At 68.3% G+C, this 21521-nt stretch carries 18 protein-coding genes; 9 read left to right on the plus strand and 9 right to left on the minus strand.

Annotation, left to right across the window (positions count from 1 at the left end; genetic code table 11):
- Positions 1 to 16 precede the first annotated feature (16 nt).
- The 4 genes from ACPXB3_RS16205 to ACPXB3_RS16220 form a co-directional block, all read right to left on the minus strand.
- Positions 17 to 559 (minus strand): DUF4395 domain-containing protein, encoded by a 543-nt coding sequence (locus ACPXB3_RS16205; RefSeq protein ID WP_425704703.1) that lies wholly within the window; start codon positions 557 to 559, stop codon positions 17 to 19.
- Between the two features lie 135 nt (positions 560 to 694).
- Positions 695 to 1099, minus strand: a complete 405-nt coding sequence (locus ACPXB3_RS16210) for a hypothetical protein (RefSeq protein ID WP_425704702.1) — start codon at positions 1097 to 1099, stop codon at positions 695 to 697.
- A gap of 80 nt (positions 1100 to 1179) precedes the next feature.
- Complete coding sequence (locus ACPXB3_RS16215) at positions 1180 to 2427, minus strand: fatty acid desaturase family protein (protein ID WP_425728449.1); 1248 nt, start codon at positions 2425 to 2427, stop codon at positions 1180 to 1182.
- A 5-nt stretch (positions 2428 to 2432) separates the two neighbouring features.
- Positions 2433 to 3536: a ferredoxin reductase gene (locus ACPXB3_RS16220; RefSeq protein ID WP_425728451.1), complete on the minus strand. Its 1104-nt coding sequence runs from the start codon at positions 3534 to 3536 to the stop codon at positions 2433 to 2435.
- Positions 3537 to 3807: 271 nt separating this feature from the next.
- Between ACPXB3_RS16220 and ACPXB3_RS16225 the strand changes: the two genes are divergently transcribed.
- From ACPXB3_RS16225 to ACPXB3_RS16260, 8 genes are all read left to right on the plus strand, one after another.
- The gene (locus ACPXB3_RS16225; protein WP_425728453.1) at positions 3808 to 5508 is read left to right on the plus strand and encodes an AMP-binding protein; all 1701 of its coding nucleotides are present in this window, start codon (positions 3808 to 3810) and stop codon (positions 5506 to 5508) included.
- Between the two features lies 1 nt (position 5509).
- Complete coding sequence (locus tag ACPXB3_RS16230) at positions 5510 to 8791, plus strand: carboxyl transferase domain-containing protein (RefSeq protein ID WP_425704698.1); 3282 nt, start codon at positions 5510 to 5512, stop codon at positions 8789 to 8791.
- A gap of 114 nt (positions 8792 to 8905) precedes the next feature.
- Positions 8906 to 9583 (plus strand): TetR family transcriptional regulator, encoded by a 678-nt coding sequence (locus tag ACPXB3_RS16235; protein ID WP_425704697.1) that lies wholly within the window; start codon positions 8906 to 8908, stop codon positions 9581 to 9583.
- Between the two features lie 142 nt (positions 9584 to 9725).
- The gene (sfnG, locus tag ACPXB3_RS16240; protein ID WP_425704696.1) at positions 9726 to 10835 is read left to right on the plus strand and encodes a dimethylsulfone monooxygenase SfnG; all 1110 of its coding nucleotides are present in this window, start codon (positions 9726 to 9728) and stop codon (positions 10833 to 10835) included.
- Between the two features lie 4 nt (positions 10836 to 10839).
- Positions 10840 to 12102 carry an SfnB family sulfur acquisition oxidoreductase gene (locus ACPXB3_RS16245; protein WP_425704695.1) on the plus strand — a complete coding sequence of 421 codons (1263 nt, stop codon included), beginning with the start codon at positions 10840 to 10842 and terminating at the stop codon, positions 12100 to 12102.
- Positions 12103 to 12195: 93 nt separating this feature from the next.
- Positions 12196 to 13824 carry a protein kinase domain-containing protein gene (locus ACPXB3_RS16250; protein ID WP_425728455.1) on the plus strand — a complete coding sequence of 543 codons (1629 nt, stop codon included), beginning with the start codon at positions 12196 to 12198 and terminating at the stop codon, positions 13822 to 13824.
- Between the two features lie 58 nt (positions 13825 to 13882).
- Positions 13883 to 14794 (plus strand): hypothetical protein, encoded by a 912-nt coding sequence (locus tag ACPXB3_RS16255; protein ID WP_425704693.1) that lies wholly within the window; start codon positions 13883 to 13885, stop codon positions 14792 to 14794.
- Positions 14795 to 14925: 131 nt separating this feature from the next.
- A complete protein-coding gene (locus ACPXB3_RS16260) occupies positions 14926 to 15840 on the plus strand; it encodes a hypothetical protein (protein WP_425728457.1) in 915 nt (304 codons plus the stop codon).
- Between the two features lie 16 nt (positions 15841 to 15856).
- Here the strand turns inward: ACPXB3_RS16260 and ACPXB3_RS16265 are convergent, their stop codons facing one another.
- Positions 15857 to 17299: a YibE/F family protein gene (locus ACPXB3_RS16265; RefSeq protein ID WP_425728459.1), complete on the minus strand. Its 1443-nt coding sequence runs from the start codon at positions 17297 to 17299 to the stop codon at positions 15857 to 15859.
- 132 nt (positions 17300 to 17431) lie between these two features.
- Here ACPXB3_RS16265 and ACPXB3_RS16270 point away from each other — a divergent pair, with 132 nt between their 5' ends.
- Positions 17432 to 17941 carry a mycothiol transferase gene (locus tag ACPXB3_RS16270; RefSeq protein ID WP_425704691.1) on the plus strand — a complete coding sequence of 170 codons (510 nt, stop codon included), beginning with the start codon at positions 17432 to 17434 and terminating at the stop codon, positions 17939 to 17941.
- A 24-nt stretch (positions 17942 to 17965) separates the two neighbouring features.
- Here ACPXB3_RS16270 and ACPXB3_RS16275 read toward each other — a convergent pair whose 3' ends face one another.
- From ACPXB3_RS16275 to ACPXB3_RS16290, 4 genes are read right to left on the minus strand one after another with little or no spacing between them, the layout of a single operon-like run.
- Positions 17966 to 18580: a response regulator gene (locus ACPXB3_RS16275; protein ID WP_425728461.1), complete on the minus strand. Its 615-nt coding sequence runs from the start codon at positions 18578 to 18580 to the stop codon at positions 17966 to 17968.
- Complete coding sequence (locus tag ACPXB3_RS16280; protein ID WP_425704689.1) at positions 18573 to 19673, minus strand: sensor histidine kinase; 1101 nt, start codon at positions 19671 to 19673, stop codon at positions 18573 to 18575. Before ACPXB3_RS16280 ends, ACPXB3_RS16275 begins: the two co-directional genes overlap by 8 nt.
- Positions 19674 to 19719: 46 nt before the next feature.
- Positions 19720 to 20541, minus strand: coding sequence for an ABC transporter permease (locus ACPXB3_RS16285; protein WP_425704688.1), 822 nt, complete (start codon positions 20539 to 20541; stop codon positions 19720 to 19722).
- Positions 20542 to 20583: 42 nt separating this feature from the next.
- Positions 20584 to 21486 (minus strand): ABC transporter ATP-binding protein, encoded by a 903-nt coding sequence (locus ACPXB3_RS16290; RefSeq protein ID WP_425704687.1) that lies wholly within the window; start codon positions 21484 to 21486, stop codon positions 20584 to 20586.
- Positions 21487 to 21521: the final 35 nt, after the last annotated feature.

A 21521-nucleotide genomic window follows, 5' to 3' on the forward strand; every position in this document is an offset into this window, starting at 1 on the left:
GGCGTGCGAGCGGGTTTCAGTGCGCGCTGTCGGCCAGATCGGTTTTGCCCAGATCGGGATTTCGCAGCGAGAGGTTGTTGCACGCCTCGCACACCGTGTCGGGGATGACGCCGCGTCGTTGCAGGAAGCCGAAGGCGACGCAGCCGAGGCAGAGGCCGACGACGGATTCCAGGGTGGCGGCGACGATCAGGAGCCCGACGACGATCTGCGCGGCGAGTCCGTAGCCGAGCAGACTGAGCACCAGGGCGGTGACGCTGAAGGTCAGTCCGATCGCCTGGGCGAATCGCTTCGGTGGGCCGGGGACGAGCTTCGTCTTGCGCCAGATGTGCGGTGCGATCACCCGGACGGAGAGCTGGCCGAACGGCGACAGCTTCGGCCCGGACAACACGCGTAATGCGAATCCGATGGCGAGCACCGCATACAGGGCCCAGTGGTTCACGACGATGGTCACGACCGCCAGTGCCACCACCAGACCGGCGGTCGACCGTGCGGCGTAGTCGTTGACGGGATTGGGGAAGGTGAGAACCGAGCGGGCCGTCCCAGACAGCTTCTCGTGCACTGATGCCTCCTCGGGCCTTGTCGTCGCAGCCATCTCCAGACGTGATGTCGAGAAGTGCCCGAATCTACGCGGCCACGCGGGCAACGGCACGGGTTGGAACCAGGATGAATCCAACCGGCTCGAGCAGCGGCGATCTCACTCGTCCGACGGCGCGACCGGGGCTTCCATCGTCCCTTCCAGGGTGACGCCGTCGCCGGCGCCGGTGGGATCCTCGTCGGCCACAGGGTCGGCGGCACTGGCCCGGTCGGCCGGCCCCTCGAGCTCCTGGGGGACGACGGGAGCCTCGAGCGAACCCTCGATGTCGAGGTCGGTGGCGCCACTGTCGTCCGGTGCGGCGTCGGTGGCGTGTCGCGACTCGTCGGCGCGCGCACGCCGCGCGGCCTCACGCATCTCGAATCCGTCGGTGATCAGCTCACCGATTTCCCGCGCGATGTCGGTCACGGCGCCGGTGATGATGGTGGCGATCCGACCGACGTGGGTGGCGGTGGACTCCACCCCTTCCTGGATCAGGTCCTTGTTGCGTTCGATGCGATCGACCACGGTCGCGCCTCCATCCGAGCGATATCGACGATGCCTTGTTGGCGACGATACCGCCCGGATGGCCGATGGCGCGATCGGTGTCAGGCCACCCCGCCCGGCTTGTCACGCTCGATGACGACCGTCAGATCGTCGTCGTCGCGGGTCATCGAATTCGGCAGCGAGAGTTTGGCGATCTTCTTCCACGTCGACCCGAGCTGTTGGCTCAGCGAACCGGTGTTGTAGGGCAGGCCGTAGCGTTCGCACACCTCGCGGACGTCGGCGGCCATCTGCGGGTACCGGCTGGCCGGGATGTCGGGGAACAGGTGGTGTTCGATCTGGTGCGACAGGTTTCCGCTCATGATGTGGAACAGCGGGCTGCCGGTGATGTTGGCCGAGCCGAGCATTTGCCGCAGGTACCACTGGCCACGGGTCTCGTTTGCGCACTCTTCGGCGGTGAATGTCTGTGCGCCGGTGGGGAAGTGGCCGCAGAAGATGATCGAGTACGTCCACACGTTGCGCACCAGGTTGGCGCTGGCATTTCCGAGCAGCGTCGAGAGGAACAGCGGCCCGGACAGTGCGGGGAACACGACGTAGTCCTTGAGGACCTGCCGGCTCGCCTTGCGCCACATGCCCTTGACGAGGCCCTTGACGTCGCTCCATTTGCGCTTGCCCGCGATGACGTTCTCGGCTTCGAGGTCGTGCAGCATCACGCCCCACTCGAACAGCAGCATCAGGGCGGTGGCGTAGCCGAGGTTACCCAGGTAGTAGGGATTCCACTTCTGGTCGCGGGCCATGCGCAGGATGCCGTAGCCGATGTCGCGGTCCTCACCGATGATGTTGGTGAAGGTGTGGTGCACGTAGTTGTGGCTGTGCTTCCACTGGTCGGCCGGACACACTGTGTCCCACTCGAATTCGCGGGAGTTGTAGGTGTCCTCACGCATCCAGTCGTATTGGCCGTGCATGACGTTGTGGCCGATCTCCATGTTGTCGAGGATCTTCGAGATCGACAGGGCGCCGACACCGGCGATCCATGCGGGCGGGAAGAAACCGGCGAACATCAGTGCGCGGCCGGCGAATTCGAAGCCGCGCTGGGTGCGGATGATCGAGTACAGGTATTCGCGGTCCTTGGTGCCGAGGTCGGCCACGATGCGGGCCTTGATCTCGTCGAGGTCGCGGCCGAGTTGCTCGACGTGCTCATAGGACAGCACGACGGTGTTCGGGTCGGATACCGGTTGCAGCGCTCTGGTTTTGGCGGCCGGGGTCTTGGTGGCCGGGGTCTTGGCGGCAGGGGAAGTGGGATCGTCCTCGGGGGTGGGGACGGTCTCGGGGGGAAGGATGTTGGTTGCCATGGTTGTCATACCTCGATTTCGACGTCGCCGACGGGTGCGTTGATGCACAACTGGATCTGGGTGTCGGACTCGGTATCGGTGTCGCCGGTCAGCACGTTGCGGGTGCAGCCCGACTTCTTGATTGCGGTGCAGGAGAAGCAGATCCCCATCCGGCAGCCCGATTCGGGGCTCAGCCCGGCGGACTCGGCCTGGTCGAGGATCGTGCGGCCGTCGTTGGCCGCCGAGATGCCCGACGCGGTGAAGCTCAGCTCGCCGTGTACGGGTTGATCTGGGTCGATCGCGATGGGAGCGGCGAGCGTGAACGCCTCGCTGTGCACCCGGGCGGACGGATGCTCGGTCTCGTAGTACCCGAACACGGCGTCCATCAGGGCGGGCGGGCCGCACACGAAGACGTCGGCGTCGTCGTGCTCGGCGATGCCGTGCAGATGCTCGCCGGTGAATCGGCCGACGCCGGCCGACGCCGACTGCGTCTCGTCGGTGCCGCGGGTGTAGAAGAGCCGCAGATCGAGCGTCGGGTGTGCGGCCGACAGTGCGGTGAGTTCGGCGCGGTAGGCAAGTTCCGACGGCGTCCGTGCGTAGTGCACGAAGGTGATGGGATCGTCGTATCCCGCGGCTACGAGCGTACGCAGCATCGAGAGTGCAGGTGTAATGCCGCTGCCGCCGCTGATGAACACCGGTGTGTGCACACCCGCTGCCGGCAGGACGAACTCCCCCGACGCCTGGGAGAGGCCGTAGACGTCACCGACCCGGGCATGTTTGCGCAGGTGGCGGGACACGAACCCGTCATCGTGGGCGGTGATGGTCAATTCCACCGTTCCGTCGGCGCCGGCCGCGGCGTTGGCGGGAGAGAAACAGCGGGTGTGCCGGACGCCGTCGACAACTACGCTGAGCTGCACGAATTGTCCGGCGGCATGTCCGCGCCACTGACGGGTCGGGGCGAGGAAAAGGCGTAGAGTGCGTGCGGTGGGACGCTCGACATGGCTCACCCGAGCGCGCAGGTCGCGCCAGGTGAGCATCGGGTCCACCAATTCGAGGTAGCGATCGACGGGATGGGGCGACATCGTCGCCTCGACGATCGAGGAGAACAGTTCGGGAAACCGGATGCTCATGGTTGGGCTGACTCCGTTCGTTTCACTCTATTGAGTGAACAGATGTACTCCCAACAGTGTGCCACGCTTTGCGCCCTGTTCGTCAAGCGATCGCGCGTCCAGGGATCAAGTCACATGTACCGGCCGAATGTGATGTACCGCATAGTCAGCTATTGCGTGGGCAGCAGCCGCGCCGTCGCCGGAGATGAGATTGAGGTCATATTCAGGTCTGGGTGTAGCGTCGGATACGCCGCTTCGGCGGCAGGTACGAATCGGATGAAGAGGTGAAGCGATGACGCGGACGGTGGCGTCGGATGTGTACGAGAACGCGCTGGCGCAACTGCGCGAGCGGCGCGTGGAGCATTGGCCGAGTGCGGTGCCGCATGAGGTGGTCTATCCGATTCCGGGCGCCGGGGTGGTGGACTATCTGAGGCACTGGGCGCTGACCACGCCGGACCGCGTGGCCATCTCGTTCTATGGCTCGAGCATCGACTATGCCGAATACGACGCGCTCTCCGACCGATTCGCGGGGTGGCTACGCGGCCACGGCGTCGATCGCGGCGACCGGGTCGGGGTGTACCTGGGCAACTGTCCGCAGTTCCTCATCGCCATGATGGGCATCCTCAAGATCGGTGCCGTGCATGTTCCGGTCAATCCGATGCTGCGCGAACATGAACTGGCACACGAGCTCTCCGATTCCGGCACCGAGGTCGTCCTCACCCAGCCGGATCTGGCCGCCGCGGTGGCGGCCGTGGCCGAGCGCACACCGGTGCGTGTCATCGCGACCACCGCGCTCTCGGACATGCTCGGCACCGACACCCTTGCCACGCCGTTTGCGCGGACCGATCCCGCCGACAGCGACTGGGCGGCGATCATGTCATCCGAGCGGGCCGAGCCGACCGCCACCGACCCCGACGCGCTCGGAGCGCTCAATTACACCGGCGGCACCACCGGCCTGCCCAAGGGCTGTGAGCACACCCAGCGGCACATGGTGTACACCGCGGCGACCGCCACCCTCGCCACCGGACATCAGGTGCCGGCCGAACCGTTTGTGGCACTGGTCTTTCTGCCCGTGTTCTGGATCGCCGGGGAGGACTTCGGCATCCTGATGCCACTGCTCAACGGCGGCACCGTGGTGCTGCTGACCCGTTGGGATGCCGGCGTCGTACTCGAGGCCGCGGCGCGCGATGGCGTGACCCTGATGATCGGAACCGTCGACAACTACGTCGAACTGATGGAGCATCCGGACTTCCCGACGAGCGATCTGTCCGGTCTGACGGTGCCGCTCGCCGTGTCGTTCGTCCGCAAACTCGATCCCGAGATCCGCGCGCAATGGCGGGCCGCCACCGGAAATGTGTTGCGCGAGGGCAGTTACGGGATGACCGAAACCCACACGGCCGACACCGTCACCCTCGGCTTCGCCGAGGACGACTACGACCTCCACGGCGAGCCGGTGTTCTGCGGATTCCCGGTGCCCGGCACCGACATCCTGATCGTCGACGCCGACGGGCGTCCGGTCCCCAACGGGGAACAGGGACAGATCATCGTGCGTAGCCCGTCGGTGATGACCGGCTATTACGGCAAGCCCGAGGCAACCGCGGACACGCTTCGCGACGGCTGGCTCTGGACCGGTGATCGCGGCAAGTTCAGTGAACGGGGAGCGCTGCACTACCTCGCCCGTGACAAGGAGATGATCAAGACCAACGGGATGAGTGTGTTCCCGTCAGAGGTGGAGGCACTGCTCATGCTGCATCCCGCCGTCGAGCGCGCCGCCGTGGTTCCCAAACCCGACCCGGCCCGCGGGCAGGTGCCGTTCGCGTTCGTGCAGACGGTCCCGGATGCCGCGCTCGAGCCCGCCGAACTCATCGACTGGGCCCGGACGAACATGGCCTCCTACAAGGTGCCCGAGATCGAGATCCTCGACGAGCTGCCGATGACGGCGACCGGCAAGGTCCGCAAGGGCGATCTGTTCCGTGCCGTGGAAGGAGCGTGAGGTGGGCGTGACGCCGACAACGCTGTTCGTCGCCAACCGCGGGGAGATCGCGCTGCGCATCATCCGATCCGCTGCCGAACTCGGCATCGACACCATTGCGGTCTACGCCGCCGACGACGCCGACGCGCCGCACGTCTCGGCGGCGACCACGGCGGTGGCCTTGCCGGGCACCGGACCGGCTCCGTACCTCGACGGGCCGGCACTCATCGCGGCCGCGCTCGCGGCCGGAGCCACGATGGTGCATCCCGGATACGGATTCCTCAGTGAGGACGCGGCTTTCGCAGAGGCCTGTGTGCAGGCCGGATTGCGTTTCGTCGGTCCGGACGCCTCGGTGCTCGAGCGGTTCGGCGACAAAGCGGCCGCACGGGAGGCGGCGATGGCCGCCGCGGTCCCCGTCCTCGATGCCACCCCCGGCGGAATCGACGAACAGCGGGCACGCGAGTTCTTGGGTGCACATCCCGGCGGGATCATGCTCAAGGCCGTCGCAGGCGGGGGCGGGCGGGGGATGCGTCCGGTGTCTTCGCCCGACGAGCTCGCAGATGCATTCCGGGCGTGCGTGTCCGAGGCGCAGATGGGTTTCGGGGATTCGACGTTGTTCGCCGAGGAATTGCTCGTCGGCGCACGCCACATCGAGGTCCAGGTCGTCGCCGGACCCGCCGCCGACGGGGCGGTGCTCGCGCTCGCGCTCGGCGACCGGGACTGCAGTATCCAACGCCGACGGCAAAAGCTCATCGAGATCGCGCCGGCCCCCGACCTCGACGACGAGGTGCGCAGGCAGATCCATCGCGCGGCGGTCCGTCTGTGCGCCGCACATGGATACCGTGGGCTGGCCACCGTCGAATTCCTGGTGGACGCACACCGTTTCGTCTTCCTCGAGGTGAACCCGCGAATTCAGGTGGAGCACACGATCACCGAAGAGGTGACCGACGTCGACCTGGTGGCCGCCGGTGTGCGGATCGCGGCCGGCGCCGCCTTCGAGGAACTCGGTCTGCCTACCGGGATCGTCGCGACCGGTGACGGCGTGAGCGGGACCGTCCCGGCCGCGCGCGGCGTCGCGATCCAGGCCCGGGTCAACACCGAGACCATCGCCGCCGACGGCGCCACGGTGCCGGATTCGGGGATGCTGCAAGTCTTTTCGCCGCCGACGGGTCCGGGAATCCGGACCGACACCTACGGCCGTCCGGGACTCGTCCTCAGCCCGCGATTCGACTCGCTGCTGGCCAAGGTGATCGCCCATGTCCGTGCCGGCGACGTCGCATCCGCGGCCCGCAAGCTCGAGGCAGCACTGCACGACTTCGACGTCGAGGGCGTCGCCACCAACATCGATCTCCTGCGGGCCATCCTGGCGGACAAGGAGTTCGGGACCGCGGCCATCACCACCGGTTACCTCGAGGGCCGGATCGCGGAGTTGGTCGACACCGCCGCACACCTGCCCCGGCGATCCGGTACCGGGGCCACCGGGACCGGCTCGCCCGTAGGCCCTGCGTCGGCGGACGATATCGTCACCGGCCCCGACGAGCAGGTGCTCAGTGCGCCGATGGCCGGGGTGGTGATCACCGCACCCGAGCCCGGAACGCTCGCCGGCGCCGAGGAGCCGTTGGTGATCCTGGAGGCGATGAAGATGGAGCACGTCGTGTCCATACCGCACCCGGTGCAGATCCGGCGGGTGCTCGTCGAGCCGAATCAGGCCGTCGGCGCCCAGACACCGCTGCTCGTGGTGGCCGCGGGCGAGGCCGACGAGGCCGACGCCGCGACCACCGTCGTCGATCCGGACCACATCCGGCCGGACCTGGCCGAGGTGAACGCCCGGCACGCGGTCACACTCGACGAGAACCGCCCCGCGGCCGTGGCCAAACGCCGCAGACTGTCTCGCCGCACGGCGCGGGAGAACATCGCCGACCTGGTCGACGACGGCAGTTTCACCGAATACGGCGGCCTGGCACTCGCCGCGCAACGCACCCGGCGCAGCGAGGAGGATCTCATCGCGAACACGCCGGCCGACGGTCTCGTCGGCGGGGTGGCGACGATCGGTGCCGATCGCGTCGGCCCCGCCGCTGCCGAGGCCGTCGTGATCTCCTACGACTACACGGTTCTCGCGGGCACGCAGGGTATGCGTAACCACGCCAAGACCGACCGACTGCTGGAGGTGGCGCGCCGCAAGCGGATTCCGTTGGTGCTCTTCGCCGAAGGCGGGGGCGGCCGGCCCGGCGACACCGATTGGCTCGGTGCGGCCGGCCTCGAGCTCGACACCTTCCGGTCGATGGCCGGACTGCGTGGCGTCGTCCCCACCGTGGCGATCGTCTCGGGTCGATGCTTCGCAGGCAACGCCGCGCTCGCCGGTGCCTGCGACATCCTCATCGCGACACCGGACGCCAACATCGGCATGGGCGGGCCCGCCATGATCGAAGGCGGCGGGCTCGGGGTGTTCTCACCCGAACAGATCGGCCCGATCGACGTGCAGACCCGCAACGGGGTGGTGCATGTGACCGCGCGCGACGACGCCGACGCGGTCGCGACCGCGCGCCGGTACCTGGCGTACTTCCAGGGCTCGGTGGACGAGTGGGCCGCCCCCGACCCGCGGCCGGCTCGCCACGTGGTCCCGGAGAACCGCCTGCGCGCCTACGACATGCATGCGGTGATCGATGCGGTGGCCGATGTGGACTCGGTGCTCGAGTTGCGCCCGGAGTACGGCCGCGGCATGATCACCGCGCTGATCCGGGTAGAAGGTGTCGCCTACGGTGTGCTCGCCAATTCCGGCCGGCACCTCGGTGGCGCGATCGATGCCGAGGCGGCAGACAAGGCCGCCGAGTTCTTCACGATGTGTGAGGATCATCGGCTGCCGGTGGTATCCCTGTGCGACACACCGGGGTTCATGGTCGGGCCGGACTCCGAGGAGGAGGCGACGGTTCGTCGGTTCGGTAGGTTCTTCGTTGCCGGCGCCCGCCTGACGGTTCCGTTCGGGACGATCATCATCCGCAAGGGGTACGGTCTCGGCGCGATGGCCATGGCCGGTGGGTCATTCCATGCGCCCGAGTTCACCGTGGCGTGGCCGACCGGAGAAATCGGTGGGATGGGATTGGAAGGAGCCGTGCGGCTGGGCTTCCGTAAGGAGCTCGAGGCCATCGGAGACCTCGACGAACGCAATGCGCTGTTCACCGATCTGCTCGCCAAGGCCTACGAGCACGGCAAGGCACTGCACGCGGCGACGACCTTCGAACTCGACGATGTCATCGACCCGGCCGACTCCCGCCGCTGGATTCGCCGGCTCGCGCGGCCGAGCTGACGTGGTGGCCGCCCGGCGCGGTTGGGTGTCTCCCCAGGTGAACGCCCGATCGCGCGGTTTGGGCGGTGCGGCCCGGACACCGCGGGTGGGCCGCGATGTCCTAGACTTGCTCAGGTGACCCGGACCCGCCGACCCAGCTCGGGTGAGCCGCGGCAGGCGGAGCCGGAGAGCCGGGCCGACCGTAAGAACCGCACCCGCCAGGCGCTGCTCGACACCACCCTGGGGCTGGTGCGTGAACGCAGCTTCGCCAGTATCAGTCTCCGCGAGGTCGCGCGGGGTGCCGGGATCGTGCCGACCGCGTTCTACCGGCACTTCGCGTCGATGGAAGACCTCGGCGTCACCCTCGTCGAGGATTCGATGCGGATTCTGCGGCGCACCCTGCGCGAGGGCCGCCGCGACCTCGCGGCCCGGCAGGCCTTGCCGACGGCCCAGAATTCGCTGGCGATCCTGCTTCGGCACGTCCGCGGGAACGAGACCGCTTATCGGTTCCTGATCCGTGAACAGCACGGCGGCGTCGCCGAGATCCGCCGGGCCATGGACACCGAACTGCGATTGTTCTCCAAGGAACTGGCCATCGATCTGTCCCGGCTGCCGGATCTGTCGGAGTGGCAGCCACAAGATCTCGAACTCGCCGCCGAACTCATCGTCAGCATCATGCTGACCGCCGTCGCCGATCTGCTCGACGGCGAATACCGCGGGCGCGACGCCGAACAGGACATCGTGAACCGCACCGAACGCCAGCTGGTCATGGTGTTCCTCGGCATGGGGCAGTGGCGTAGCGGAAGCCGGTGACTCCGCGTTCGGAAGGTGAGGTGCGCGCGGGCTTTTGCGCACCGGGATTTCAAGGGTGGGACGCGCAGTCTTCCTGGGTGAGGATGGCCGACGTTGTCGCGCCCGTCGGGTGCGAGGCGTCCACCCGACGATGAGGAGTCCCGTGTCCACCGAGAACATCGCCGACGAGATCACTTTCGCCTATTGGGTGCCCAACGTGTCCGGTGGCCTGGTGACCAGCGACATCGAGCAGCGCACGAGCTGGGATTACGAATACAACGTGCGGCTGGCGCAGACAGCAGAGAACAATGGCTTCGAATACGCGCTGTCCCAGGTCCGCTACGAGGCGAGCTACGGAGCCGAGTTCCAGCATGAATCGACAAGTTTCAGCCTGGCGTTGCTGCTGGCCACGCAGCGTCTGAAGGTGATCGCCGCCGTCCATCCCGGGCTGTGGCATCCAGCCGTACTCGCGAAGTTCGGCGCGACCGCAGACATCCTCTCGGGCGGCCGATTCGCGATCAACGTGGTCAGCGGGTGGTTCAAGGACGAGTTCACCCATCTCGGACAACCGTGGCTCGAACACGACGAACGCTACCGGCGCAGTGCGGAATTCCTCGAGGTGATCCGCAAGATCTGGACCGAGGACGACGTCGAGTTCCGCGGCGACTTCTACCGTATTCACGACTTCACCCTGAAGCCCAAGCCGCTGAACACATCCGGACGCCCCAATCCGGAACTGTTCCAGGGCGGCAACTCCACCGCCGCGCGCAACAACGGTGGGCGCCACGCCGACTGGTACTTCTCCAACGGCAAAGATTTCGACGGCGTCACCGAGCAACTCGGGGATCTGCGAGCCGCCGCCCGCGCGCACCGGCGCGAGGTCCGATTCGGGCTGAACGGCTTCATCATCGCCCGCGATACGGAAGCCGAGGCACGCGATACCCTGCGCGAGATCGTCGCGAAGGCCAATCGCCCTGCGGTGGAAGGCTTCCGGTCAGCGGTACAGCAGGCGGGCAACGCCACCGGCGACAAAACCGGCATGTGGGCCGACTCGTCGTTCGAGGATCTCGTGCAGTACAACGACGGATTCCGGACGCAATTGATCGGGACCCCCGAACAGGTCGCCGAGCGGATCGTCGCCTACAAACGCCTCGGCGTCGATCTCATCCTGGGTGGATTCCTGCACTTCCAGGAGGAGATCGAGTATTTTGGCGACCGTGTCCTACCGCTGGTCCGCGAACTCGAGGCCGCGCAGCGATCGGCCGCGGTCTGAGCGTATGAGCACCACCGTTCCCGGTGGCGGCATCGATCGTGGTGCGGCACGGCTGGATTCGGCCGCCCGGGCCAGGGCGGCCGCTCACGAGCTGGCCGCGCGGTTCGTCGTCGGGGCCGCCGAGCGCGACGCCGAGCGCCGGCTGCCCCACACCGAGATCGACGAACTGTCGGCCAGCGGACTGCTCGCTATCACGGTGCCCGCCCGGTTCGGTGGTGTCGACCTGGCGCCGAGCGTGGTCGCCGACGTGACCCGCATCCTGGCCGCCGCCGATCCGAACATCGCCCAGATCCCGCACAGCCACTTCGTGTACCTGAATCTGCTCCGGCTCGCGGCGCCGGAAGAGCTGGCGCGCAGGCACTTCGACGCGGTACTGCGCGGCGGGCGCGTCGCCAATGCACAATCCGAGCGTGGCGGAAAGACGGTCGCCGACGTCTCGACGACCCTGTCGACCGAAGGTCCGGGCCGGTTCCGGCTCGACGGCGAGAAGTTCTACGCGACCGGCTCGTTGTTCGCCGACACCCTTGCCGTGCTGGCCCGCCACGACGCCGATGACGCACTCGACGGTGGGGAGTACATCGCCTTCGTTCCCGTCGACACCCCCGGGGTGGAGCGCATCGACGACTGGAATGCCTTGGGCCAGAAGACGACCGGATCGGGAACGGTGCGGTTCACCGGCGTGCCCGTCGGAGGCGGCGATCTCGTGGCGCGGGGACCGGCGGTGTCGCGTCGGACCGGATACGGCGCGTTCGCGCAGTTGCTGCACGTCGCGATCGACGTCGGCATCGCGCGCGGTGCGCTCGACGCGGCGGTCGATTTTGTGCGCACCAGCGCACGGCCCTGGTTCGAGGCCGGCGTCGAGCGGGCCGTCGACGACGAGCTGCTCGTACAGCGGTTCGGCGAGCTCGGGGTCGAGCTCATCACCGCCGAGGCCACCCTTGACGCGGCGGGACGTGCGGTGGATCGGGCCACCGGAGCCGACGAGCCCGGCGAATCCGATGCCGAGGATGAACTCCACCGCACGGTGGCGGACGCGTCGATCGCGGTGGCAGCGGCCAAGGTCGTCGCCGACCGGGTCGCCAACTCCGTGGCCTCGGCGCTGTTCGAGGTGAGCGGAACCCGCAGCGCCGCATCGGGCACCGGGCTGGATCGATTCTGGCGCAACGCCCGCACGCACACGCTGCACGACCCGGTCCGCTGGAAGCTGCAGCACATCGGTCGTCGGGTCCTGCGCGGCGAGGACCCGCCGGTCCACGGTGTCATCTGAGCGGATGAATCGGGCGACGGCTGCGTCCCCGGATCGGCGGATCGAGGCGCCGGAGCGGGCCTCGATGTCTGATCCCGCAGTTATGCTCGCATCATGTCATCGAGTCGCGTGAACACCCAGTTCGGGCCGTATCGCCTGGATGAACTGCTGGGTCGGGGCGGCATGGGCGAGGTCTACCGCGCCTACGACACGACGAAGGATCGGGAAGTGGCGCTGAAGCTCCTCCACCAGGGACTGGCCGACGACGAGGTGTATCAGCAGCGGTTCCGTCGCGAGTCGCATGCCGCAGCGCGCCTGGGCGAACCGCACGTCATCCCGATCCATGACTGGGGCGAGATCGACGGCGTGCTGTTCATCGACATGCGCCTGGTGGCCGGCGAGGACCTGCGTGCGTTGCTGCGCCGAGAGCATGCGCTGCACCCGGCACGCGCGGTCACGATCATCGAGCAGGTGGCCGCCGCTCTCGATGCCGCACATGCCGACGGCTTGGTGCATCGCGACATCAAACCCGAGAACATCCTCGTCGCCCACAACGATTTCGCCTACCTCGTCGATTTCGGTATCGCCCACGCCTCCGACGACACCCATCTGACCCAGGCCGGCACCGCCATCGGATCGATCGCCTACATGGCGCCGGAACTGTTCGACGCCGCCCCGGTCAGCTCGGCCAGCGACATCTACGCATTGACGTGTGTGCTCTTCGAGGCACTGACCGGCCGGGTGCCACACCCCGCCGACACCATCAGTTCGGCGATCAAGGCCGCGGTCATGTCACCGCCACCCGCCCCGAGCAGTGTCAACGCCGACGTGCCGACGGCCATGGATGCGGTCATCAGCCGTGGCCTCGATCCAGACCCGGCCCGTCGCCACCCCACTGCCAGTGAACTCGCCGCGGCGGCCCGGGCCGCGCTCACCGGGGACGCGCTCACCGGGGACCTGGATCCCCGGACGACCGTCATATCCGCCGACGGCCCGGGCCCGGGGCAGCCGCCGAATCTGCGGAAGCCGGCGCCCCCGACCGTGGTCGGTCCGGCGGCCGCCGGTGACGAGGCGCTGCGGGCGACCCAGATCCGGCCGTCGGGACCGGTGGGGCCGATCGGGACGCCCGGAGCGGGCAGCACGCTGAATGTGTCTGGACCCCAGCAGTATTCCGGGCCCCAGCAGTATTCCAGACCTCAAAACCTGTCTGTGCCCCAAAACCTTTCTGGGCCCCAAAACCTTTCTGGGCCACAGGTTCCCGGATACGGCCCGCCGCCCTACGGGCAGCCCGGCTATCCGGATCATCCGGCACCACGCCGGGACCGGTCGTTGCTGATCGCGGTGACCAGCGTGATCGCGGTGGCGGTGATCGGGTTGCTGATCGTCGGCGCGTACTGGCTGTTCACGCGCAATTCCGGGGACAGCACGACCGCCGAGTCGCCGGTCACCACCGTCATCTCGCAGGCACCGCCCGCCGGCCAGCAGAACACCCCCGCCCCGAGCTTTCCCGCGAATGCCGTGCCGTGCGACGCGACATCGGCGATCGGTACGTCGGTCACGAGTTGCCCGTTCGCGCAGGCGACGCGCGCCGCCTATCTCGCTGCGGGTTCCTATGGCCAGGCGCGCACCGTCGCCGCAACCAGTCCGGTCACCGGACAGACATATCCGATGTCGTGTGCACCCGAGGGGACCGCGGTCACCTGCCGCGGTGGCAACAATGCCATGGTCTATGTCCTGCCCTGACCGGTCGGGACCGCACCGGTCTCGTGCGCGAAACAGTTTGTGCTGCAAGGTGGGTGCTGTGAGGGGAGCTGAGGTCGGGGTGCGTCGTGGTCTACTCGCGACGATCGCTGTGGTGGTGGCCGGACTCGTGGCGGCAACCGGCTGCGCGACATCGAACTCGCCGGCGTCGCGATCGACGGTCACGGTGTACGCGTCGCCGTCCTCGTCGACGGGTGCCTCGACGTCGTCGGTTGCGCCGTCGGGTATCGGTGCGAACCCGGCGCTGGCAGCAGGCTTTCGGCGGGTCGCGACGGGCACCGGTCTGCGGGTGGGGGTTGCGGTGGCGCCGGTGGGCCGCACCGCCCATGCGACCATGGTGTTCGGTGACCAGACCCCGCAGGTCGCGTGGTCGAGCATCAAGGTGCCTCTCGCGGTCGCGGCCGAGCGGGAGAACGGCCGATCGACTGCCGAGAGCAACGCCATCATCAACTCCGACAACTCCGCCGCCGAACAACTGTGGGCGTCGCTGGGCAGCAACACGGAAGCATCGGCCAAGGTGACGGCCGTCCTGCGCGAGGGCGGCAACCCGAACACCGTGGTGCCGACCCAGCAACTGCGGTCCGGATTCACCATCTTCGGCCAGACCGTGTGGACACTGCCGGACGCGGCGACCTTCGCCGGTCACCTGCCGTGTATGCCCGGCACCGCGCACGTACTCGCACTGATGGGGCAGGTGGCCGGCAATCAGCAGTGGGGCGCGGAGATCATGTCGGCCCCGAAGACGACCGCGGTCAAGGGCGGCTGGGGGCCGGGTGTCGACGGCGCGTACCTCGTCCGCCAGCTCGGCGTGATCACCTACCGCGACGGGCAACAGAGCGCGGTGGCGATGAGCGCGGTCGGCGGATCGATGTCGGCCGGCACCGCAGCGCTCAACGCGATCGCCAACTGGCTCAACCAGAACATCGCGGCACTGCCGCGTGGACGCTGCTGACAGAGCGCGAGCGGCCTGAGGCGAGGGTCACGCCCCGCGCACGGGGAGGTCTCGTTTTTGTTGTGCGATTGGCTCGCACAATCACGCTGACCTAGGGTGCCAGTGTTACCACTGTGACCCAGGAGGTGTGTGTGGCGTTTGCCAGAAGGATTGTGCTGGTGGTGGCCACGACGCTCGCGCTGGTCGCCGGCACCGCGGGCATGGCGGCGGCAGCGCCGCTTCCGTTCGCGATCCCCGAGCTCCCGATACCGGAGCCGGTACGTACGTGGCTGACCCCGCCGGCGCCTCCTCAGGAAGCGCTGAGCAAGTCCTTCGCCCCGTTCCAGAGGTCACTCGCGAAGAGCGATCCCGGTACGGTCGGGATCGCGATCGCCGCGGTGGGCTCGGACCAGGTGATCTCGCTTGGTACGTTCACCACCGGACGCGCGTGGTCGACGCTCAAGGTGCCGGTCGCGCTGGCCGCCGAACGTCGTCTCGGTTCGCAGGTGACCGCCGCGGAGACCAAGGCCATCACGGTGTCCGACAACGACGCCGAAGCAGACCTGTGGGCCCGAATCGGGCCCGGCACGGCGCCGGTCGACGCGGTGACCGCGGTGCTGCGCGAGGGCCACGACCTGAGTACCCACGTCAGCTCGCAAGACGATCCGACTCCGTCGTTTCCCGGCTACACCATGTGGGCGTTGGCCGATCAGGCGCGGTTCGGTGCGCATCTGCCGTGCCTGCCCGGTACCGATCGGCTGCTCGGCCTGATGGGCGCCGTCGGACCCAACCAGCGCTGGGGGGTCGCCGATCTCGCCCGCACCGACCGGCGCGTGAGCTCGACCGCGGTGAAAGGCGGGTGGGGACCCGGCACCGGGACGTCGTCGGGCTTCCTGGTGCGTCAGCTCGGCATCATCACCACCGGGGGCGGCCAGGTCGCGGTATCGCTCGCCGCGGTGCCCCGCAGCGGCCGGTTCGCCGACGGCACGGCCATGCTCAGCAAGGTCGGCGTCTGGGTCGGGCGCAATCTGACGTCGCTGCCGACGGGTCGGTGCGGACTCGGCTGATCGGCGGCCGCTGCGCCTATTCGGGCATGGAATGCCGACCGGTGCGTGACGGCGCCGGATCGGGCCGGGCGGGCATCTCGGGCTCGGGATCCCGCCGTCCCGCGGGCCGGGCGAGGGCCGCGGCGATCGCCGTCGTCAGCGGAACCGACAATGCGATCGCGATACCGCCGACGAACGACCGCGCCAGTTCCACCGCGACAGTATCGCTGGTGAGCAGGGACCCGAACGGTTGCTGGGCGACCGAGAACAGCAACAGCAGCGGCAGCGCGCTGCCCGCATAGGCGAACACCAGGGTGTACACGGTGGAGGCGATGTGGTCGCGCCCGACGCGCATCGCGGCACGGAAGGTGGCCAGGCGGGTCGGCTCGCCGGCCGCGGCCAACTCGAACACCGCCGACGCCTGGGTGATCGTCACGTCGTTGAGGACACCGAGCGTGCCGATGATGAAACCGGCCAGCAGCAGTCCGCTGACAGAGATACCGCCTTGGTACACCTGCAGATTGGTGGCCTGGTCATTGGAGAGGCCGGTCAGGTTCATCGTCACGATCGATGCCCGGCTGAGCACCGCGGCGAGCAGTAGCGACAGCAAGGTGCCGAGCAGGGCAGAGCTGGTACGCATGCTGATTCCGTGGGCAAGGTAGAGGACGACGAACAGGATCGCGGCCGAGCTGACCACGGCCACCGCCACCGGCGATTTGCCGTCGAGGATGGCAGGCAGGGTGAAGACCCCGAGCACGACGAACGCGAAGACCAGTCCGATGAGTGAGCGCAGACCCCGCCATGCCGCCACCAGGATGATCGCGCCGGCAAACAGGATCGCCCACACGATGGTCGAGGTGCCCCTCGCGAAGTCGTAGAACGTGTACCGCGGTTGCCCGTCGGGTCCCGGTGCCGTGGCGAGCCGGATCGAGTCACCGATGTGCAGGGTGGGCTGGCCGGGCTGTGGATCGTCCGGGGCACCGAGGGTCTGTACCGACGAATCCGGTCCGCTGCCCGACTGGGCCCGATTGGTCGGCACCTCCACCAGCGTGTACTTGCCGGAGTGGCTGCCGGAGGTGAGGTGCACGACGCTCTCGATGCAGGGACCGGTGCCCGCACCCGAGATCGGGATGTCGGCGGTGTCGGCCACCGTGCCGACCATCTGGTTGAGGCAGTCGCCGCGGGTCTGACCGACCACCTCGCCGTCGACCGCATGGATCGGTCCGCCGTCGGCACCACGGAACTGGGCGGGAATCGAATGCTCGCCGCCCGACGGCCACAGCAGCACGGCGCCGACGACCACCGCGAGTCCGGCGATGCCCAGGGCGGTCAGCACAAATCGCCGGGCGAATGGTGACAGATCGGCGGCGATTCCGCTCAGCGTGTGAGAGTGGCTGTGGCCGTGTCCGTTTCCGGAAGTTCGTTCGCCGCGCGGGCTCTTGTCCGGAGTGCCGCGGCGTCGGCCGGGGTTGCTGGTCACCACGCCACCTTAAGGTGTCGCCGTGTCCTTCGGTGTGGTCTGGGCCGCGGCGCCGCGCGTTGATATCCATGAGGTGATATCCATGCGGTGAGATCCATGCGGTGAGCGCAATACGGGAGTAGGTGTGGAGGAATGAGAGCAACCGAAGTCCTCGCCGATGGTTTTCAACGCGTCAAGGAGAACGTGCATTCGGTCCTCGACGGGATCGAGGAGGCCCGGCTGACCTGGCAACCCGCCGAGGGAGCCAACACCATCGCCTGGCTGGTGTGGCATCTGGCCCGCGTACAAGATGCGCAGATCGCCGATGTCGCGGGCACCGACCAGATCTGGACCATCGACGGCTGGTATGACCGCTTCGCGCTGCCGTTTCCGCCGTCGGCGACCGGTTATGGCCAGAGCCCCGAGGACGTGATCCGGGTGGTCGGGCCGGTGGAGTTGCTGCTCGGCTACTACGACGCCACCCATCGGGCGACGGTGGATTACCTGGTCGATGTCGACGACGCCGATCTCGACCGCATCATCGACACCAACTGGGATCCGCCGGTCACGCTGGGGGTGCGCCTGGTCAGCATCGTCGACGACGACGCACAGCACGTCGGGCAGGCCGCCTACCTGCGCGGCCTCGACGTCGATCTCGGCTGAGCGCCCGACGGTTGCCGCACCCGGTCAGATCCATCCGCGTTCGAGCGCTATCCGCGCGGCCTCGGCGCGGGTCGCGCTGCCCGTCTTGCCGATTGCCGACGACAGGTGATTGCGGACCGTCCCGGCCGTCAGATGCACAGTCGCGGCGATGCTCGCGACCGTCGCGCCCGAGAGCGCTGCCCGCAGCACCTCGGCTTCACGTGGCGTCAACGGGTTGTCGCCGCTGGTCAGGCTCTCGGTTGCCAGCGTCGGATCGATCACCCGCAGGCCCGCATGCACCCGTCGCACCGCGTCGGCCAATTCCGTTGCGGGCGTGTCCTTCACGACGAATCCGGACGCCCCGGCGTCGATGGCGCGGCGTAGGTAACCCGGACGCCCGAATGTGGTGACGATGAGCGAGCGCACCGCGGGCAGCTGCGCACGCAGCGCGGCCGCCGCCGCGATGCCGTCGGCGCCGGGCATCTCGATGTCGAGGAGACACACGTCGGCCGCAGAGGTGCGTGCGGCGTCGACGACCTCGTCGCCGCGACCCACCTGTGCGACCACCTCGAGGTCGTTCTCCAGCTCGAGCAGCGCGGCCAGCGCGCCGCGGACCAGAGCCTGGTCGTCGGCGAGCAGCAGCCGGATGGGCTCACTCATCAGCCACCACCGCCGTCAACGTCGTTCCGCTGGAATCAGATTCGAGCCGCAAGGTGCCGCCGGCCGACTCCACGCGCTCGGTGAGTCCCCGTAACCCGTTGCCGGGCACCCCATCGCGCAGGCCCGCGCCGTCGTCGCACACCGACAACGACCGGTCGTCGATCCGCACCAGGCAGTGCGTGGCCCCGCTGTGGCGCACGACGTTGGTGATGGCCTCGCGCAGTACCCACGCGAACAGTTCGCCGTGTTCGGTGGGTGTCTGCGGATCGGGAAGGGCGGCATCGATCTCGGCGGCCCGCAGCGCGCTCTCGGCGGCGGCGATCGCGCTGGGGAGGTCGGGGGTGCGCAGTCCGCCGACGGTGGCCCGTACCTCCGACAGCGCGGACCGGGCGAGGTGATTGACCTCGGCCAGTTCGGCTTTCGCGCGTTGCGGGTCCAGATCGACGAGGCGGCCGGCCAACTCGGTCTTGATGGTGATGACGGTCAGTGAGTGACCCAGGATGTCATGGACGTCGCGCGCCACCCGGTCCCGCTCGGCGACCACCGCGAGCTGGGAATTGAGCTCGCGTTGACGTTGCTCGGCCCGTTCGCGCTCACCCTCCCGTACCGACATCGCCCGGACGCCGAGCATGGTGAATCCGACGGCGACCAGGATGATCACGATGCTGGGGTCCACCGGCCACCCGGCGACCGTCGGAACGGCCACCGACGCGACGATCAGCGCGGCGACCGCGATCGCCGCCCACAGCGTGGGAAAGGTGAAGGCGGCGACCACTATCATGAACGGCGCGGTGCCGAAGGTGTTCTGCCCGATGACGGGGAGCAGTCCGGCCGCGAGGCAGACGAGGACGATGAACACCCAGATCCCGCGTGGTTCGGTCGCCACCCGCTTGTTGAGCACGTAGACCGACGCCAGCAGGTAGATGACCGCGAAGAGACCGAGCAGGACGTACCCGATCGCCTTGGTGGCCGCGTCGTGATCGGAGGCGGCCACCGCGCCGATCGGGTACGCCAGGAACAACATCCAGATGGCGGTGAACACCCAGCGGAGAGTGCGCCAGGGTGCCCACCGGTCGATTCCGGGACTGCTCATCGTCTCCGATTCTGCTCTGCGATCGCGGGGATCACTGCCTGGGTCGTCACTGCCGTGCGGTACTGCGACTGTAGAAGAAGGCCGCACCGGAGGCGAAGACCACCGCCCAGATGGCCACATTCGCGATGATGATCCAGAGCGAGATCTGGGTGCCGTACACGGTGACCCCGTGGTCGAGCGGGTAGCGGGCCAGCGTGACGATTCCGAACATCGGGGTGAACTGGGCGATCGTCAGCATCGTTCCCTTCAGCGGGACGAACACGTTACCGGCGAAGGCCAGCAGCGCGAGCACGCCGCCCATCACCTGCATGGCGCCGTCGGAGCGCATGATGCTGCCGATCATGAGACCGAACGCGGCGAACACCGAGGCGCCCAGCCAGCCGATGAGCAGGCAGGCGATCCACACCCCGGCCGTCGCGTGTGCGCCGGTGGCGATACCCGCGACGGTCAGCACCAGGATGGGCAGCGCACCCATCCCCAGCGCGACACCGACTTTGGTGGCCACATATCCGGCCGGCTGCAGGGGCGTCATCATCAGCGTGCGCGTCCAGCCTGCTTGCTGTTCGAGCGCGACGGAGGCTGCGTTGGTGGCTGCGGCCAGGATGGCGCCGTAGACGGCCATGCCGATCAGGACGTAGAAGGCCACGTTCCCGGAGCCGACCGTATCCGAATTCTTCTGTGTCGCACCGAAGACCAGATACAGCAGGCCTGGCATGAGCACCGTGAAGATCAGCGCGCGACGGTTGCGCAGTACCCGCCGGATGTCGGTGCGCAGGTACGTCGGGGCCGGGAGGAAGCCGCGCAGCGATCGGCCGTCGAGTGCGCCCGACGGCCCGGTGGCCGTGCCGGCGGTGGTGGAGATGGTCATGTCAGTGCCCTTCTGATAGGTGGATGGTTGCCGGATGATCGCTCAGGCGGCCGACGTCAGCGCGACGAAGGCGTCTTCGAGGTTGTGGGTGGCGATCTCGATGTCGCGTGCGTGGGTCGAGGTCAGCAGGCAGCGGGCCAGGACGTCGGAGTCCGCCGACGACAGATAGGTGCGGCCACCGCGCCGGTCGACGACCTCGAGGTCGGCGATTGCGCCTGCGACGGTGCGCAGTTCGGCGTCGTCGACGACGGCCGAGACGATCCGGCGGCTCGCGACGTTGCGGATCTCGGCGGTCGAGCCGTCGGCGACGATGCGGCCGTGGGCGATCATGATGATGCGGTCGGCGAAGTCGTCGGCCTCGTCGAGGTAGTGGGTGGCGAAGACGACGGTGCGGCCGTTGGTGGCGTCGGCCCGCATCGCCGCCCAGAACGCCCGCCGTGATTCCACGTCCATGCCCGCGGTGGGCTCGTCGAGGACGATCAGATCCGGGTCGGGGAGGGTGGCGAGCGCGAACTTGAGGCGTTGCTGTTCACCGCCGGAACACCGAGACACCTTGCGGCCCGCCAGTTTTGCGATGTCGGCGCGGGCCATCGCCGATTCGACGTCGGCGGTCCGTCCGTGCAGCGACGCGACGATGCGTACGGTCTCCTCGACGGTGAAGTCGGGAAGCAGCCCGCCGGACTGCATGACCGCGGCGATCCGGCCGGCCTGTGCGGCCGCCCGGGCCGGCATGCCGAGGACCTCGATGTCGCCGGAGTCGGGCCGGGTCAGGCCCAGGATCATGTCGATGGTGGTGGTCTTGCCCGCGCCGTTGGGGCCCAGGAAGGCCACCACCTCGCCGGTGCCGATGGTCAGGTCGAGGTGGTCGACGGCGGTCACGCGCCGGTGGTCGGAGCCGCGGAACGTCTTGTGCAGGTTGCTGGTGGTGATGGCTGCTGTCGTCATGCATCTCACGATGCCGCGTCGGCAACCCCGTGTCC

The sequence above is a fragment of the Gordonia sp. DT219 genome (genome assembly GCF_049847065.1).
In the GTDB taxonomy this organism is placed as follows: Bacteria; Actinomycetota; Actinomycetes; order Mycobacteriales; family Mycobacteriaceae; genus Gordonia.

What these genes read in the sequence shown, in the direction of transcription:
- ACPXB3_RS16215 (WP_425728449.1), bottom strand. Translation starts at nt 2,427, where the DNA reads ATGGCAACCAACATCCTTCCCCCCGAGACCGTCCCCACCCCCGAGGAC.
- ACPXB3_RS16220 (WP_425728451.1), bottom strand. Translation starts at nt 3,536, where the DNA reads ATGAGCATCCGGTTTCCCGAACTGTTCTCCTCGATCGTCGAGGCGACG.
- ACPXB3_RS16225 (WP_425728453.1), top strand. Translation starts at nt 3,808, where the DNA reads ATGACGCGGACGGTGGCGTCGGATGTGTACGAGAACGCGCTGGCGCAA.
- ACPXB3_RS16245 (WP_425704695.1), top strand. Translation starts at nt 10,840, where the DNA reads ATGAGCACCACCGTTCCCGGTGGCGGCATCGATCGTGGTGCGGCACGG.
- ACPXB3_RS16250 (WP_425728455.1), top strand. Translation starts at nt 12,196, where the DNA reads ATGTCATCGAGTCGCGTGAACACCCAGTTCGGGCCGTATCGCCTGGAT.
- ACPXB3_RS16270 (WP_425704691.1), top strand. Translation starts at nt 17,432, where the DNA reads ATGAGAGCAACCGAAGTCCTCGCCGATGGTTTTCAACGCGTCAAGGAG.
- ACPXB3_RS16275 (WP_425728461.1), bottom strand. Translation starts at nt 18,580, where the DNA reads ATGAGTGAGCCCATCCGGCTGCTGCTCGCCGACGACCAGGCTCTGGTC.
- ACPXB3_RS16280 (WP_425704689.1), bottom strand. Translation starts at nt 19,673, where the DNA reads ATGAGCAGTCCCGGAATCGACCGGTGGGCACCCTGGCGCACTCTCCGC.
- ACPXB3_RS16285 (WP_425704688.1), bottom strand. Translation starts at nt 20,541, where the DNA reads ATGACCATCTCCACCACCGCCGGCACGGCCACCGGGCCGTCGGGCGCA.
- ACPXB3_RS16290 (WP_425704687.1), bottom strand. Translation starts at nt 21,486, where the DNA reads ATGACGACAGCAGCCATCACCACCAGCAACCTGCACAAGACGTTCCGC.